Origin of the sequence: Saccharopolyspora endophytica (genome assembly GCF_018070075.1) — a bacterium.
In the GTDB taxonomy this organism is placed as follows: Bacteria; Actinomycetota; Actinomycetes; order Mycobacteriales; family Pseudonocardiaceae; genus Saccharopolyspora; species Saccharopolyspora endophytica.
This window is the reverse complement of record NZ_JAGPXE010000006.1, coordinates 136,163-151,841: the sequence shown is the minus strand read 5'-3', so window position 1 is coordinate 151,841 and position 15,679 is coordinate 136,163. Positions and strand designations below refer to the sequence as shown.

The 15,679-nt window shown below is 70.5% G+C and carries 13 protein-coding genes; 5 read left to right on the top strand and 8 right to left on the bottom strand.

Annotated elements, in window-relative coordinates:
- Nucleotides 1-46: 46 nt before the first annotated feature.
- The 3 genes from KBO27_RS16170 to KBO27_RS16160 all read left to right on the top strand — a co-directional run bounded on the left by KBO27_RS16170 (nucleotide 47) and on the right by KBO27_RS16160 (nucleotide 3,844).
- Nucleotides 47-1,495, top strand: coding sequence for an aldehyde dehydrogenase family protein (locus KBO27_RS16170; RefSeq protein ID WP_210970817.1), 1,449 nt, complete (start codon nucleotides 47-49; stop codon nucleotides 1,493-1,495).
- A gap of 21 nt (nucleotides 1,496-1,516) precedes the next feature.
- Nucleotides 1,517-3,025 (top strand): xylulokinase, encoded by a 1,509-nt coding sequence (gene xylB / locus KBO27_RS16165; protein WP_210970816.1) that lies wholly within the window; start codon nucleotides 1,517-1,519, stop codon nucleotides 3,023-3,025.
- A 66-nt stretch (nucleotides 3,026-3,091) separates the two neighbouring features.
- Nucleotides 3,092-3,844, top strand: a complete 753-nt coding sequence (locus KBO27_RS16160) for an SDR family NAD(P)-dependent oxidoreductase (RefSeq protein ID WP_210970815.1) — start codon at nucleotides 3,092-3,094, stop codon at nucleotides 3,842-3,844.
- A gap of 47 nt (nucleotides 3,845-3,891) precedes the next feature.
- Here KBO27_RS16160 and KBO27_RS16155 read toward each other — a convergent pair whose 3' ends face one another.
- On the bottom strand, nucleotides 3,892-4,722 hold the full coding sequence (locus tag KBO27_RS16155) for an alpha/beta fold hydrolase (RefSeq protein WP_210970814.1): 831 nt from the start codon (nucleotides 4,720-4,722) through the stop codon (nucleotides 3,892-3,894).
- A gap of 184 nt (nucleotides 4,723-4,906) precedes the next feature.
- Here KBO27_RS16155 and KBO27_RS16150 point away from each other — a divergent pair, with 184 nt between their 5' ends.
- Nucleotides 4,907-6,037, top strand: coding sequence for an aminotransferase class V-fold PLP-dependent enzyme (locus KBO27_RS16150; RefSeq protein WP_210970813.1), 1,131 nt, complete (start codon nucleotides 4,907-4,909; stop codon nucleotides 6,035-6,037).
- A gap of 42 nt (nucleotides 6,038-6,079) precedes the next feature.
- Here the strand turns inward: KBO27_RS16150 and KBO27_RS16145 are convergent, their stop codons facing one another.
- Nucleotides 6,080-7,159 (bottom strand): tartrate dehydrogenase, encoded by a 1,080-nt coding sequence (locus tag KBO27_RS16145; protein WP_210970812.1) that lies wholly within the window; start codon nucleotides 7,157-7,159, stop codon nucleotides 6,080-6,082.
- A 102-nt stretch (nucleotides 7,160-7,261) separates the two neighbouring features.
- Nucleotides 7,262-8,167 (bottom strand): LysR family transcriptional regulator, encoded by a 906-nt coding sequence (locus KBO27_RS16140; RefSeq protein WP_210970811.1) that lies wholly within the window; start codon nucleotides 8,165-8,167, stop codon nucleotides 7,262-7,264.
- Nucleotides 8,168-8,388: 221 nt separating this feature from the next.
- Here KBO27_RS16140 and dctA point away from each other — a divergent pair, with 221 nt between their 5' ends.
- A complete protein-coding gene (gene dctA, locus KBO27_RS16135) occupies nucleotides 8,389-9,777 on the top strand; it encodes a C4-dicarboxylate transporter DctA (protein ID WP_210970810.1) in 1,389 nt (462 codons plus the stop codon).
- Nucleotides 9,778-9,782: 5 nt separating this feature from the next.
- Here dctA and KBO27_RS16130 read toward each other — a convergent pair whose 3' ends face one another.
- The 5 genes from KBO27_RS16130 to KBO27_RS16110 are packed head-to-tail and all read right to left on the bottom strand — an operon-like array spanning nucleotide 9,783 to nucleotide 15,641.
- A complete protein-coding gene (locus KBO27_RS16130; RefSeq protein ID WP_210970809.1) occupies nucleotides 9,783-11,498 on the bottom strand; it encodes an FAD-binding protein in 1,716 nt (571 codons plus the stop codon).
- Nucleotides 11,491-12,366: a shikimate dehydrogenase gene (locus tag KBO27_RS16125; protein ID WP_210970808.1), complete on the bottom strand. Its 876-nt coding sequence runs from the start codon at nucleotides 12,364-12,366 to the stop codon at nucleotides 11,491-11,493. The genes KBO27_RS16130 and KBO27_RS16125 overlap by 8 nt, the downstream gene beginning before the upstream one ends.
- Nucleotides 12,359-13,210 (bottom strand): sugar phosphate isomerase/epimerase family protein, encoded by an 852-nt coding sequence (locus tag KBO27_RS16120; RefSeq protein WP_210970807.1) that lies wholly within the window; start codon nucleotides 13,208-13,210, stop codon nucleotides 12,359-12,361. Before KBO27_RS16120 ends, KBO27_RS16125 begins: the two co-directional genes overlap by 8 nt.
- Nucleotides 13,207-14,286: a Gfo/Idh/MocA family protein gene (locus tag KBO27_RS16115; protein ID WP_210970806.1), complete on the bottom strand. Its 1,080-nt coding sequence runs from the start codon at nucleotides 14,284-14,286 to the stop codon at nucleotides 13,207-13,209. Before KBO27_RS16115 ends, KBO27_RS16120 begins: the two co-directional genes overlap by 4 nt.
- A complete protein-coding gene (locus KBO27_RS16110) occupies nucleotides 14,286-15,641 on the bottom strand; it encodes an MFS transporter (RefSeq protein WP_210970805.1) in 1,356 nt (451 codons plus the stop codon). The genes KBO27_RS16115 and KBO27_RS16110 overlap by 1 nt, the downstream gene beginning before the upstream one ends.
- Nucleotides 15,642-15,679 lie beyond the last annotated feature (38 nt).

Below are 15,679 nucleotides of genomic sequence, written 5' to 3'. Positions count from 1 at the left end.
GCACTGATCGCCGGATCTCGCGTCAGCGCCACGAAAGCAGAACCGGATGCCTCAGAACAAAGTGATCACCTGCCGGAACTTCCACACCGGTACCTGGCACGACGCCTCCGAGGGCCTGATCGAGCGGTACAACCCCGCGACCGGCGAACTGGCCGCGATCGCCCCTCGCTCATCACCCGCGGACGTCGACGCGGCGGTGGCCTCGGCCGCGACCGCCTTCCGGACCTGGCGCACAACCCTTCCGGCCGACCGCGCCCGGTACCTGCACGAGCTCGCCGCGGAATGCGCGCACCGCGTCGACGACATGGCCGCGGCCATCACGCGGGAGCAGGGGAAGCCGCTGGACGAAGCGCGCGGCGAAGTCCGGAAGTTCATCACGGCCCTGCACTACTACGCCGAGGAAGCGCAGCGGGTGTTCGGCCGGACCATCCCCAACGACGCCGCCGGTTTCACCAGCATCGTGGAGAAGGAGCCCATCGGCCCGGTCGCCGGCATCGTCCCGTGGAACTACCCGATCGAGCTGATCGGCTGGAAGCTGGCGGGAGCGACCGCGGCCGGGTGCACCATCGTCATCAAGCCCTCCGAGCACACCCCGGGCTGCGCGCAGATCCTCTCCGAGTGCGTCGCCGCCGTCTTCCCCAGCGGCGTGGTCAACTTCGTCCACGGCGACGGCGCAACCGGTCAGGCCCTGGTCGAGCACCCGGCGATCCGCAAGGTCGCCTTCACCGGGTCGATGCGCACCGGCCAGTCGATCTTCCGCTCGGTCAACGGGATCACCGGCCTCTCCCTCGAACTCGGCGGCAGCTGCCCGATGATCGTCACCGAGCGGGCGGACATCGGCGCCGCGATCACCGGCGCCGCGCGCCGTTCGTTCCGCAACGCCGGGCAGATCTGCATCGCGATCAACCGGATCTACGTGCAGGACGGCGTCCACGACGAGTTCCTGGCAGGCCTGGCGGCTGCCGCCGACGCGCTGGAAGTGGCCGACGGGATGGAGGTTCCGTCCGCGGACGTCGGTTCGATGACGATGGAGGAGACCTACCGCCGCACCCTCGACCACATCGAGGACGCGCGCGAGCGCGGCGCCTCCTTGGTCGCCGGGGGTGGGCCCGTGGCGGAGCTCAAGCCCGGCCTGTTCCTGCGTCCCACGGTCGTCGCCGACGCACCGGACGAGGCGCTGGTGATGCACGAGGAGACCTTCGGCCCGCTCGTCGGAGTCGCGCGGTTCTCCGATCTCGACGACGTCATCGAGCGGGCCAACGCCGCTCCCGGCGGACTGGCCGCCTACGCCTACACCGACGACACCCGTGAAACGTTCGCGCTCGCGCGCGAACTGGACTTCGGCAACGTCGCGGTCAACAACGTCGACGCCGGAATCATGAACGCCCCCTACGGCGGCCGGCGGGAAAGCGGTTTCGGTTCCGAACACGGCCACGAGGGTCTCGAATCCTACTTACAGCTCAAGCACATCAGGCTTCGCCACGGCGCGCGATGAGGCGCGGAAGGACGTAGCAGCATGCTCATCGGCATCGATCTCGGCACCTCCACCTGCAAGGTCATCGCCGTCAACGGCGACGGCGAAGTCCTCGCCAAGCAGAGCCGCGACTACGCCATGATCAACCTCCGGCAGGGATGGGCCGAGCAGGACCCGGCGGAGTGGTGGCGCGCCACCGATGAGGCGATCACGGCGCTGACCGCGTCGCTGCCCGAGGGCGGGCGGGAGGTGTCGGGGATCGGGCTGTGCGGCCAGATGCACGGGCTCACCGCCCTCGACGCCTCCGGCGATCCGCTGCGGCACGCGATCCTGTGGAACGACCAGCGGGCCGCGCCGCAGTGCGACTGGATCACCGAGCGGGCAGGCGGGCTCGACGAGCTCCTGCGGATGACCCGCAACCGGATGCTGCCCGGCTTCACCGGCGGCAAGATCGTCTGGTTCCGGGAGAACGAGCCGGAGCTCTTCGCCCGCACGGCACGCGTCCTCAACCCCAAGGACTACCTGCGGCTGCGGATGACCGGGACGTGCGCCACCGACGTCTCCGACGCCTCGGGCACCGGCCTATTCGACGTGGCCCGCCGCGCCTGGTCCGACGAGCTGCTCCAGCTCCTCGACATCGACCGCTCGCTGCTGCCCGACGTCGTGGAGTCCACCGACCAGACCGGGCGGGTGAAACCCGAACTGGCCGAGCGGTGGAACGTCCCCGCCGGCACCCCGGTCTTCGGCGGCGGCGGAGACGCGGTCATCCAGACCACGGCGATGGGTCTCGTCGACGCGGGCGCGGTGGGGTTCACCCTCGGTACCGCCGGGATCGTCGCCGGTGGCGCGTCCTCCTGCCCGGACAACCCCGGAGGCCGGGTCCAGGTGTCCTGCGGCAACGCACCGGGACGCTGGCACTGCATGGGTGTGTCGCTCAGCGCGGGCGGCGCCTTCCAGTGGTTGCGCGACGCGCTCGCGCCCGCCACCACCACCGATCCGATCTCCTTCGACCGGCTCATCGGCCTCGCCCAAGCCGTCGACCCCGGTTCCGACGGCCTCCGCTTCCTCCCCTACCTGCTCGGCGAGCGGTCCCCGCACGTCGCCCCGGAGGCGACCGGCAGCTGGGTGGGCCTGACGCCGATCCACCACGTCGGCCACCTGGCGCGCAGCGTGATGGAAGGGGTTCTGCTCAACCTGCGGGAGATCCTGGAGGTGTGCGGCGACGCCGGGCTCGACTGCGAGCGCGTCATCGCCTCCGGCGGTGCGACCAGCGAGTCGCTGTGGCTGCAGATGCTCGCCGACGTCCTCGACCGGGAGATCGCCGTGGTGACCGGCTCCTCCGAGGGAGGCGCCTACGGCGCCGCGATGGCCGCGGGCGTCGGTGCCGGCGTGTGGGAGGACTTCGACCAGGCGCTGGCCGGGGTGAGCGTGGAGCGCACTTTCGTCCCGCAACCGGGACCCGCGCAGGCCTACGACCGCATCTTCCCGGCGCACCGCGCGCTCTACGACGCGCTCAAACCTCTCTACCAGGCGCACGCCGAAGTTCTGTGATCAGCTGCTTCCCGCTGGTGCGCACGAGATCCGCGATGTCAACGTCCATCCACCCCGGGAGGGAACATGACCGACCTGTTCGCGCTCAACGGCAGGAACGCGATCGTCACCGGCGGCGCGCAGGGCATCGGCGAGGCCATCGTGCTCGGTCTCCGCGACGCCGGTGCCCGCGTGTTCATCTGCGACGTCAACCCCGACACCGGTAGGGCGTCGGCCGAACGCCACGGCGTCGAGTTCGTCGCCGCGGACGTCACCGACCCCGACAGCGTGGACGCCGCGTTCGAGCACGTGGTGAGCGTGGCCGGTTCCGTCGACGTCGCGGTCAACAACGCCGGCATCGTGCACAACCACCCCAGCGAAGACCTCGACCCCGCCGATTGGCGCCGCGTGATGTCGGTGAACCTCGACGGCGTGTTCTACAGCTGCCGGGCCGCGGGCAAGCGGATGCTCGCGCAGGGGTCCGGGAGCATCATCAACACCGGCAGCATGAGCGGCCACATCTCCAACCGCCCGCAACCACAGTCCGCCTACAACGCCGCCAAGGCGGGCGTCATCCACCTCACCAAGTCCCTGGCCGGTGAGTGGGCCGCTCGCGGTGTGCGGGTCAACTCCGTCTCCCCCGGCTACGTCGGCACCGAGCTGACCAAACGCGGCCTGAGCAACGAGGAGTGGCGCCGGACCTGGATCGACGGCACTCCCATGAACCGCGTCGCCGAGCCCGGCGAGATCGCCCCGGCGGTGGTCTTCCTCGCCTCCGACGCCAGCAGCTACTGCACCGGGACCGACCTCGTCGTGGACGGCGGCTACACCGTCTGGTGACCGGCCGTCCCCTCCCCGATGCCGGAATCGGGGAGGGGACGCGGTTGTCAGGAGTCCTCGGTCAGGAACGCCAGCAGGTCGGCGTTGATCGTCTCCGCGTGCGTGGTGGGCATGCCGTGCGGGAGACCCTGGTAGGTCTTCAGCGTCGCGTTCTTCAGCAGCTTCGCCGACAGCGGCCCGGCGTTCTCGTACGGCACGATCTGGTCGTCCTCGGTGTGCATCACCAGCACCGGCACGGTGATCTTCGTCAGATCATCGGTGAAATCGGTTCGGGAGAAGGCGACGACGCCGTCGTGATGCGCCTTCGCCCCGCCCATCATGCCCTGGCGCCACCAGTTCTGGATGAGAGCTTCCGAGGGTTCCGCACCCGGCCGGTTGAAGCCGTAGAACGGTCCCGACGGGAGGTCGCGGTAGAACTGCGAGCGGTTGGCCGCCAGCTGCGCCTGCAAGTCGTCGAACACCTGCCGGGGAAGACCGCCGGGGTTGGCGTCGGTCGCGACCATCAGCGGTGGGACCGCGTTGATGATGGCCGCCTTGGACACCCGCGCCTCGCCGTGCCTGGCCAGGTACCGGATCACTTCACCGCCGCCGGTCGAGTGACCCACGTGAATCGCGTCCGCCAGGTCGAGGTGGGCTGTCACCGCGGCGAGATCGTCGGCGTAGTGGTCCATGTCGTGGCCGTCGCCGGGCTGGCTGGAGCGCCCGTGCCCGCGCCGGTCGTGGGCGATCACCCGAAAGCCGCGCTCCAGGAAGAACAACATCTGGGCGTCCCAGTCATCGGCCGAGAGCGGCCAGCCGTGGCTGAACACGATGGGCCTGCCCGAACCCCAGTCCTTGTAGTAGATCTCCGTGCCGTCGGTGGTGGTGAGAGTGCCCATGCAGTTCCTTCCTCGGGTGTGGAACGACGCGCCGCGGCCACGTGTCCCGGGTTGGGTCAACACCGCCCGATGCTCCGCACGACCCGGCCAACCCTCCAGGGCCATAAGTCACCTCGCGCCGCCGACCGGCACCGACCGCGAGCGGCATGTTTCGCGTCCGCAGCCACCTGGGTAGGTGGGGCTGGTGGCCGCTCCGCTGTCCGAACAGTTCGCGCCCCTCGACCGCGCGTGGCTCAACACGGCTCACCAAGGACCGATGCCGCTGGTCGCGGCAGCAGCGGCGCGCGAGGCGATCGAGGCCAAGCTCGACCCGCGCCGCATGTCCGGCGAGGCGTTCTTCCAGGTGCCCGCCGCGCTGCGCAGCTCGCTCGGCGAGCTGGTGGGTGCCGGTGGCGACGAGATCGTGCTCGGCAACAGCACCACCCACGGCCTGAACCTGCTGGCGCACGGCTTGCCCCTGAGGAACGGCGATGAAGTGCTGCTGGTCGAAGGTGATTTCCCCGCCACGATCTACCCGTGGCTTCCCTTGCGGCGCCGAGGAGTGCGCCTCCGCACCGTTCCCGCGCCGTCCGGCGCCCTCGAACCGGAGGACCTGGACGCGGCGCTGACCGACCGCACCCGAGTCGTGTGCACGAGTTGGGTGTTCTCGTTCAGCGGCCATGCCGCGGACGTGTCCGCCCTGGTCGACGTGTGCCGTCAGCGGGAGGACGTCGCCTTCGTGCTCAACGGTTCTCAAGCGGTCGGCGCCCGCCCCGCCGACGTCTACGACCTGGGCGTCGATGCGCTGGTGAGCTGCGGTTACAAGTGGCTGTGCGGCCCTTATGCGACGGGATTCGCCTGGCTGCACCCGGCGCTCGTGCGGAGGCTGGAGTACGAGCAGGGGTACTGGCTCGCCCAGGTCGACGAGATCGCGAACCCGCCCGGCCGCTACGCCCTGCGCCAAGACCTGGGCGCCGCCGCCTACGACGTCTTCTGCACCGCGAACCTCTCGATCTTCCCCGCCTGGCACCAAGCCGTGTCCTTGCTGTTGGAGCGCGGGATCGACGAGATCGAGCGGCACGACCAGGCGCTGATCGACCAGCTCATCGCAGGCCTGCCCGGCGGGTGGAGCCTGCGCAGCCCCGAAACCGGTTCGCGCCGTTCCACTCTCGTCCTCCTCGAGCCGGAACCACCGGACACCGTGGCACGAGCACTTCACCGCTTGGACGTCGCGGGCGTCGACGCGGCCGAACGCGCTGGCGGGCTCCGGCTCTCACCGCACGTCCACAACACACCCGCCGACATCGAGCGCGCGCTCGCAGCGCTGGCCGCCTGAGTGCCCACCCCGATCCGCGTTCTCGGGGTGGGCACCCAGGGATCAGGCGAGGTGGGTGAGGATCGCTTCGACGATCTCGTCGGTCTTGGCGGTTCCGCCGACGTCGGGGGTCAGCAGGCCCGAGGCGGTGGTGGCCTCGATGGCCTCGCGGACGCGGGTGGCCTCGTCGGCCAGGCCGAAGTGCTCCAGCATGAGCGCGGCGCTGCCGATCGCGCCGATCGGGTTGGCCAGGCCCTGACCTGCGATGTCGGGGGCGGAGCCGTGGACGGGCTCGAACATCGACGGGAACCGGCGGTCGGGGTTGAGGTTCGCGCTGGCGGCGAGCCCGAGACTGCCGGCCAGGGCGGAGCCGAGATCGGAGAGGATGTCGGCGTTGAGGTTGGAGGCCACCACCACCGACAGGTCCTCCGGGTGCAGGACGAACTTCGCCGACATCGCGTCGACCAGCACGCTCTCGGTCTCCACGTCCGGGTAGTCGGCCGCCACGCGCTCGAAGACCTCGTCCCAGAGCACCATGCCGTACTGCTGGGCGTTGCTCTTGGTCACCGACGACACCTTCTTGCGCTCGCGCCCGCGCGCGAGGTCGAAGGCGAACCGCATGATGCGCTCGCAGCCCTTCTCGGTGAACAGCGCGGTCTGCAGCGCCACCTCGTTGCCGGGCCCGCGACCCGCGAGGTTGCGGCCGCCGAGACCGGCGTACTCGCCTTCGCTGTTCTCCCGGACCACCACCCAGTCCAGCGGGGTGTCGTCGGCCTTGCGCAGCGGCGAGGTGATGCCGGGGTGGAAGTGCACCGGCCGGACGTTGGCCCACTGGTCGAAGCTCTGGCAGATCCGCAGCCGCAACCCCCACAGGCTGATGTGGTCGGGCACCGACGGCCAGCCGACCGCGCCGAAGTACAGCGCGTCGAAGTCCTGGAGCGCTTCCAGGCCGTCCTCGTCCATCATGCGACCGGTCTTCTCGTAGTACCCGCAGCCCCAGGGGAACTCGGTCCAGTCGAAGGCGAAGCGGCCACCCGATCCGGCGGCCAGCGCGTCCAGCACGGCTCGGCCGGCGGCGACCACCTCGGTGCCCACGCCGTCCGCGGGGATGGCGGCGATGGTGAACGTGCGCTGTGCTGACATCGGGTGACTCCCTGCTGCGGTCGACTCGTCCTGCCACCGAGTGAAGACCGGCGGGCGACCCGACGTCCAACACGCGCTGCCGATCCGGTTGATAGGTGCTGGCTATGTCATCTGCTCCAGGTGGTCGACCGGCGCGTAGGAGCGGGCCACGGTCAGGAACGCCTGAGCGGCCGGTGTCAGCGGTGCGGACCGACTGACCAGCGAGACGTGCAGCTGGGACGGCGGGTCGATGCGCGCCGCGCGGGCGCCGGCCCGGCGGGCCAGGGGCGCCCAGGCCGAGGGCAGCACGGCGAGCCCGACTCCCTGCAGCACCAGCGGCAGGATCGAGGTGCGGTGGGCGACCTCCGCCACGATCTCCAGGTCCTCGCCGGAGGCGAGCATCTCGTCGACGATGCGGCGCATCTGGCTGCCGGGCGGCGAGGCGATCAGCCGGGCACCCGCCAGCGCCGCCCGCGGCACGGGGTCCTCCTCCGGGAAGCCCGCGTCGTCCGCGCCGACCACGACGAAGTTCTGCGATTCCAGCGGCAGCACGTCAACCCCTGGGGCCATCACGCTGCCGGGAGCTCCGACCAGGCCGAGTTCGCACGCGCCGTCCCGGACCTTCTGCACGACCTCTTCCGGGGTGAAGGCGGCGTCCGCGCCGACGATCACGCCCGGGTGCTGCTGGGCGAACAGGCGGGTCAGCGTGCTGAGCGGTTCGATGCCGGGTGACGGCATCGTCACCAGCTCGACGCGACCGCGCTGCACGCCCTTCAACGAGTCCATCGTGGCTCTGGCCGTGCGCAGGTCGCGCAGGACCTGGCGCGCCGGGCCGATCAGCTCCTTGCCCGCATCGCTGAGCACCGCGCCGCGCCCGATCCGGTGGAACAGCCGCACTCCGAGCTCGCGTTCGAGGCCGGCGACCGCCTGCGACAGCGACGGCTGCGCGATGTGCAGCTTCTGCGCGGCACGACCGAAGCCGTCGTTGTCCACGATGGCCACGAAGTACTCGAGCTGACGCGCGTCCATCCGCACCTTCCTCGGGAGTCGGCGACCTCGGATCCGCCCAGCTTAATCGGCATTCATTCGTGAAACCTATCCGTCGGGTAGCGAGTCCCTGTTGGACGGCGCACCGCGTACCGGGTCACTGTCATGGCCACCTCCCCGGATGAGGGGCTTCGAGCCGAATCACCGCCCCACCGGCCCGGTCCCGGCCGCAGGGCCTCGACGATCGACGTGCAGGAGACGCAATGACGCAGACCGCACAGCAGCCGGTTCCGGACGACGGGAAGCCGAGAACCAGGCCCTGGTACCGGCAGCTCTACGTCCAGGTCCTGCTCGCCATCGTCATCGGCATCGTCGTCGGCTGGCGGTGGCCCGACCTCGGTGAGGCGATGGAGCCCATCGGGACGACCTTCATCGACGCCATGAAGATGCTCATCGGCCCGATCGTCTTCCTCACGATCATCGGCGGCATCGCCAGCGTCGCCGACTTGAAGAAGGTCGGTCTGACCGGGCTCAAGGCCCTGACCTACTTCCAGGTCGGCACGATCATCGCGATGGTCATCGGGCTGGTCGCGATCAACGCCGTCCGCCTCGGCGAGGGCGTCAACGCCGACCCGTCGACGATCCAGACCAGCGGGAAGGCCCAGGAGTACATCGAGTCCGGCGAGTCGCAGCACTGGTGGGAGTTCCTCACCCACATCGTCCCGGACAGCTTCTTCGGCGCCTTCGTCGAAGGCGACATCCTGCAGATCATCTTCCTGGCGGTGCTCTTCGGCATCGCGATCAAGGCGGTCGGGCCGGTCGGCGAACCCGTCATCGCCGGCGTCAAGCGGCTCACCGACATCGTGTTCAAGGTCTTGAGCTTCGTGATGAAGGCCGCCCCGCTCGGGGCCTTCGGCGCGATGGCCTACGCCATCGGCAAGTTCGGACTGTCCACGCTGACCAGTCTCGGATCGCTGATCGCCCTGTTCTACATCACCTCGATCCTGTTCGTGGTGGTCGTCCTCGGCGGATTCCTCGCCGCCTACGTCCGGCTCAACATCTTCCAGCTCTTCCGCTACCTCAAGGACGAGTTCTTCCTGGTGCTGGGCACCTCCACCGCCGAACCCGCGCTGCCCGGCCTGATGCGCAAGATGACGTTCATGGGCGCCGACCGCACCACCGTCGGTCTCGTCGTGCCGACCGGCTACAGCTTCAACCTCGACGGCGCCGCGATCTACCTGTCGCTGGCCACGCTCTACATCGCGCAGGCCACCAACACCCCGTTGAGCATCACCCAGCAACTGGGCCTGCTCGCGGTCATGCTGCTCACCTCCAAGGGCGCCGCGGGCGTTGCGGGCGGCGGCTTCATCGCCCTGACAGCGACGCTGTCGACCGTCGGGACCGTTCCCGCCGCGGGCATCATGCTGATCTTCGGCATCGACAAGTTCATGTCCGAGTGCCGCGCCCTGGTCAACTTCTACGGCAACGCCGTGGCCACCCTGGTCATCGCCAAGTGGGACCGCAACCTCGACATCGACCGGGCCAGGCAGGTCCTCGCAGACCCGACCTCCGCCGAACGCTCAACAGCACCGGAAGAACCCGACCCCACCACCGACGACCATCCCACCCTCGCCCAGGACGGGAGCCGGTGAGCCCCTCAGCGGTTGCGCTGAGCCGGTTCCCGGCGGGCGGCGTGGCGGGCCGCGAGGTAGCCGAAGGTCAGGCCGGCTCCGACCTGGCAGCCGGCTCCCGGGTACTCCGACGCCATGATCGAGTGGGCGTCGTTCCCGCAGGCGTAGAGGCCTGCAACGGGTTCGCCCGAGGCGTCGAGCACCTGCGCATCGGTGTTGGTGCGCAGGCCGAGCGCGGTGGCCAGCGGTGTGGGCACCACGGCGATCGCGTAGAAGGGAGCCGTCTCGATGGGACCGAAGTTGACGTTCGGGGTGTGCGCCGGGTCGCCGTACTGGTGGCCGAACGCGCTCTGCCCCTTCCCGAACTCCTCGTCGACGCCGGTGGCGGCGGCGCGGTTGGTCTCGGCCACCGTGCGTTCCAGACCGTCCGGGTCGACGCCGATGGCGGTGGCGAGCTCGCGGACCGTGCGCCCTGTGCGCAGGTAGCCCGCGTCGATGTGCCGCTTGAGCAGCGATTTGGGCAGGTGGGGGTAGACCATGCCGAGTCCGTATCGGGCCAGGGTGCGGGAGTCGAGCACGAGCCAGGCCGGGATGGTGGGCTCGGACTTGTGCGAGTCGTACATCGCGCGGGTGAAGCGGTGGTAGGACACCGACTCGTCGACGAACCGCCGCCCTGCGGCGTTGACGGCGATGATGCCGGGTTTCGCGCGGTCCCAGATGTGCGGGAAGACCGCGGTGGAACCGTCTCGGCGGCGGCCGATCGAGCTGGGGAACCACAGGGCGTTGTCGCCGACGGGCTCGCCGAGGACGCCGCCGACGGAACGGGCGAGGGCGATCGAGTCGCCCGTCGCGCCCTCCCCGGCACGCGTGAACTGCGGCGTGGGCCGGGGCAGGTGTTCGGCGCGCAGTTCCGGGCTGGCGGAGAACCCGCCGGCCGCCAGGACGACGCCGCGCCGGGCCGCGACCCTGACGGTGCGACCGCGGTGCGAGACGACCGCGCCGACGACCTGCCCGGACTCGTCGGCGACGAGTCCGGTGGTGCGGGCGGTGAACCAGACGTCGCCGGAGCGCCGCAGGAGCTTGTCGTAGAGGTTGGCGACCAGGGCGTTGCCCATGGCGAGCCGGGTGCCGCGCGGGTAGCGGAGCCGGTCCGCTGCCCAACGCACCCCCAGGCGCAGTGCCACCGCCATCCCGCGCACCGATCCGTTGAAGATGGTCAGCAGCTGGTTGACCTCGGGCCGCCGGACCATGAGCGTGCCGCCGAAGAGCGCGAATTCCGTTACCGGCGGACGGATTCGACCGAAGCGGGCCTTCCCGAGCGCGCGCCCGTCGAAGGTCCGCGGCTCCAGTGCCCGGCCGACGCCTGACCCGGGGATCTCCGGGTGGTAGTCGACGACGGTCTTGGAGTGCCAGAACTCCACGCCGACCCGCTTCAGGTGGTCGAGCATGGCGGGGCCCTGCGCGAGGTAGGTCTCGCGGAGTTCGCGCGGGGCGCGGTCGCCGACGAGAGCGTCGAGGTAGCTGCTCGCGGCGGCGCTGTCGGCGGCGGGATCGTCCTGGTGCGGGTGCCCGGGGATCCAGCACGTTCCGGCCGAGTAGGCCGTGGTGCCGCCGAGCCACTCGGTCTTCTCCAGCACCAGGACGGAAAGCCCCTCCTCGGCGCCGACGACCGCGGCACCCATGCCGCCCGCGCCGGTGCCGAGGACGAGGAGGTCGACCTCGTGGTCCCAATCGTCAGTCATGGTTCACTTCCTCCTCGGCTGCGACGAGTTCGCCGAGGTGCCGCCGCATCCGGTCTAGGTCGGGTGTGATTCCGGTGAGCAGGGCGAGGGTTCGCGCGGCCTGGGAGACGAGCATCGCTCCCCCGTCGAGGCAGCGGCACCCGGTCGCGCGCGCGTCCTGCAGCAAGGCCGTCGACAACGGCCGGTAGACGACCTCGGCGACCCAGTGCCGAGGTTCGAGGGCGCCGGTGTCGAAGGGCCGACCGGGGTGTCCGGTCATGCCGATCGGGGTCGCGTTGACGACTCCGTCGGCCCGAGCGAGCTCGGCGGGCACCCTCTCGACGGGCAGCCCGGTGATCGTGGCGTCCGGCAAGCTCTCGCGCAGCCGGGCGACCAGGTCTTCGCTGCGGTGGAGGTCCGCATCGGCGATGGCCACCGCCGCTCCGGTGCCCGCCAGGGCGTAGGCGACGGCAGACCCGGCACCCCCGGCGCCGACCACGACGACCCGGTCCTGCCGGATTCCCGGTAGTCCGTACCGCAGACCGGACAGGAATCCACTGTGGTCGGTGTTGTGACCGATGAGCCGATTCCCGTCGACGGAGACGGTGTTGACCGCGCCGAGCGCCCGCGCGTCCGGGGAGAGCTCGTCGAGCTGGTCGAGGACGGTCTGCTTCGCCGGGTGCGTCACGTTGAACCCCGTCGTGCCCTCCCCGACCGCCTCGCGCAAGGTCCAGCTCGGGGGCAGGTGGTCGAGGTCGAGCAGGCGGTAGGTGTAGTCAAGACCGAGCGCAGCCGCCTCGCGCTCGTGCAGCGCGGGCGAGAGCGAGCCGCCGATCCCCGCGCCCACCAGGCCCACTCGGTGGCGGACCGGGGCGATCACCTCAGACATGGGTCCTCGTCTCGGTCAGCAGTGCGCGCACGCCGGCCAGGTTGCGCCGCGCGAACTCCAGCGGGGTGAGGCGCGTTTGCAACGCGGCGTGCGGAACCTCGACGCTCAGCGGTGTTCCGGCGGGCACGGCGGCGAGAAGCTCCGGCAGCGGGAGTTCGCCGTGTCCGACGAGTTCCCGCTGGACGCGGGCCTCCGCTTGCAGCACCGATCCGTCGGCCTTCATCCCGAGCGGCAGCTCCTCGGGCAGGTCGAGATGCTCCGGGGCGGCGAGCGGGCCGTCGCACACCTGCAGGCACGGGACGAGGTCGGCATCGAGAGCGCGGACGTCGTCGATCGAACTGCCACCGCGCTGGATGTGCAGCGCGTCGAGCAGCACGGCGGCACCTGTGGACCCGGCGATCGCGGCGGCCTCGGCCACGGTGCTCACCGGTTGGTAGCTGATGGGTTCCAGAGTGGGCAGGATGCCGAGCGGAGCGGCGTCGGCGGTCAGCGCGGCCAGCGTGTCGGCCAGGCGCTCGCGGTCCGGGTCGGAGCCGACGACGCTGATCGTGCTGGCACCGAGACCCGCACCGGCGTCGAGGGCGGGCCGCCAGTCGGCCGGACCGGTTTCCGGGCGGAGCGTCAGGAACTCGACGTCGCGGACGATCAGGCCGGAATCGTCGAGCCGTCGCAGCGTCTCGCGCGACATCGGCGAACCCGGCTCCATCGGGTACTGGTGCTCCCCCGCCGTCACCGCGTTGACCCGGACGCCGACGAAGTCGAAACCGGCCTCCGCGGCGGTGCTGACGAGCTCGGGAGGGCTCAGCCGCAGCAGGGTCAGGTGGGCGAGCCCGATGGGGTTCATGAGGTGATCTCCTCCTTCAGAGCGGGGACCTGCTCCGGTCGGCCGGATGCGGCCGAGGCGTACAGCGCGGTGAGGATCGCCAACGACTTCGCGGCTTCCCGCCCGGTGACCGCCGGATCGCGGTCTTCGCGGACGGCGTTGACGAAATCCACGATCTGCAGGGTGTGCAGCGGGGCGAGGCTGCCGTTGATCTCTGGCAAGGTGAGGTCTGCGCGGAAACCGGGACCGAACGGCGATTCCGCCGCCTCGGCGCCGGGCACCGCCCACACGTCGATCCGCGCTTCGCTCCCCTCCGGGTACTCGGCGAGACCCGCGCTCGCGCCGGTGCCTCCGAGCACCCGCACCCGCGTGCCGAGGCCGGGGGTGAGCGCGGTGGAGGCGGCCAGCGTGGCCAGGCCGCCGGAGGCGAAGCGCAGGGTCGCCACGGCCGTGTCCTCGACCTCGATGGCCTCGCCGTGCTTGACGGTCGTGTGGTTCGCCGTCACCTCGACCGCGTCTCCCATGAACCACTGCAGCAGGTCGATGTTGTGCACGGCTTGGGTCATCAGGACCCCGCCACCATCGCTCGCCCACGAACCGCGCCACGCGTCGGCGGTGTAGTAGGAGGTGTCGCGGTGCAGCAGCACCGAAGCGTGCCCGAGCACCGGGGTTCCCAGCGTGCCGTCGTCGATCGCGTCGCGGATCCGCTGCGCGGCGGGCCAGAAGCGCCGCTGGAACGCCACGCCGAGGGCGACGCCGGCCGCCTCGCAGGCGGCCACCATCCGGGCGGCCGAACCGAGCTCGACGGCGATCGGCTTCTCGCACAGCACGTGCACGCCGTGCGCGGCGGCGCGGGTGACGACGGATTCGTGCGTCGGGTGCGGAGTGCAGACGCTGACCAGGTCCAGGTCCAGGCCGAACAGCTCGTCCGGGCCGACCGCGGACGTACCGTGCCGGGCGGCGAACCGCTCGGCGCGATCCGGCGAGACGTCTGTGCAGGCGACCAGCTCGACGCCGGTCAGGTCGCGGTACGCGGCGGCGTGGTTGTCCGCGATGTTGCCGCACCCGATGACCGCCGCCCGCAGGGCCCGGGTCATCACCGCACCGCCGGTGCAGGGGCGTCGGCGATCTTCGCCCGGCTCTCGCCGAGGCGGGAGGTGGGCGTGCGGAAGGTTTCCGGTCCGGTCAGCGCGGCGACAGCGGAGGCCAGCACGAACGCGGCGCACATCCAGGCCACCGGAGTCCAGTTCGACTCGTCGCCCGCGGTGAGGGTCGTGGCGAGCAGCGGGGTGAACCCGGCGGCGAGCAGGCCGATCATCAGACCGATCGCCATGCCGCTGTAGCGAACCCGCGCCGGGAACTGCTCCGGGAAGTAGGCCGGGTACACGCCGTTGGGCGCGGCGTAGCAGAAGCCGATCAGCAGGACCGCCGAGAGGTAGATCCAGAGCACGTTCTGCGTGCCGATGGCGTGGAAGAACACGAACACCATCACGCTGACCCCGAGCAGCCCGGTGATGAAGACCGGCTTGCGACCGACCCGGTCGGCGAGCATCCCGTAGGCGGGCTGGGTGACGACGGCGACCATGTTGGCCACCGAGATCACCGCGAGCATGGTCGGTTTCGAGATCCCGGCGACCTGGGTGGCGTAGGCGAGCGCGAAGACGTTGACGATCGTGTTGACCATGGTGAAGATCGAGCACGTCGCGATGCGCAGCAGGGTCGTCCAGTGGTGCCGGAACAGCTCGAACACCGGGGCCTTGGCGGTTTCCGCGGATTCCTGCAGCTCGGAGAACACCTCGGGCTCGTCCAGCGAGCGGCGCAGGAAGTAGGCGATGGCGGTGACCGCGATGCTCAGCCAGAACGGGATGCGCCAGCCCCAGGACAGGAGCTGCTCGTCGGGCAGCGAGGCGATCGGGATGAACACCAGGCTCGAGATGACGATCCCGAACATGATGCCGCTCATGGTGAAGCTGGTGAAGAACGCGCGACGGCCGTCGGGGGCGTGCTCCACGGTCAGCGAACTCGCGCCGGGCGATTCACCGCCTGCCGACAGTCCTTGCAGCAGCCGCAGGGCGACCAGCATGATCGGGGCGGCGATGCCGACCTGCTCGTAGCTCGGCAGGCAGCCGATCAGGAACGTCGACAGACCCATGAGCAGCAGCGTGGTCATCAGCGCGTTGCGGCGGCCGAACCGGTCGCCGAAGTGCCCGAAGAGAATCGCGCCGAGCGGGCGGGCGACGTAGGCGACGCCGAGTGTCGCGATCGACAGCAGCGCTCCGGTCGCACCGGCGTCGGGGAAGAAGACCTCGCCGAACACCAGCGCGGCGGCCGAGCCGTAGATGAAGAAGTCGTAGTACTCCAGCGTGCTGCCCAGGAATCCGGAGAGCGCGGCCTTCCGGGGGTTGTTGCGGGTACCGCTCGTCGGCGGGGCCTCTGCTGGCGTGGGGGACATGGCGTTCCTTCCGATCCGGCGTCATCGACGGAGATCCG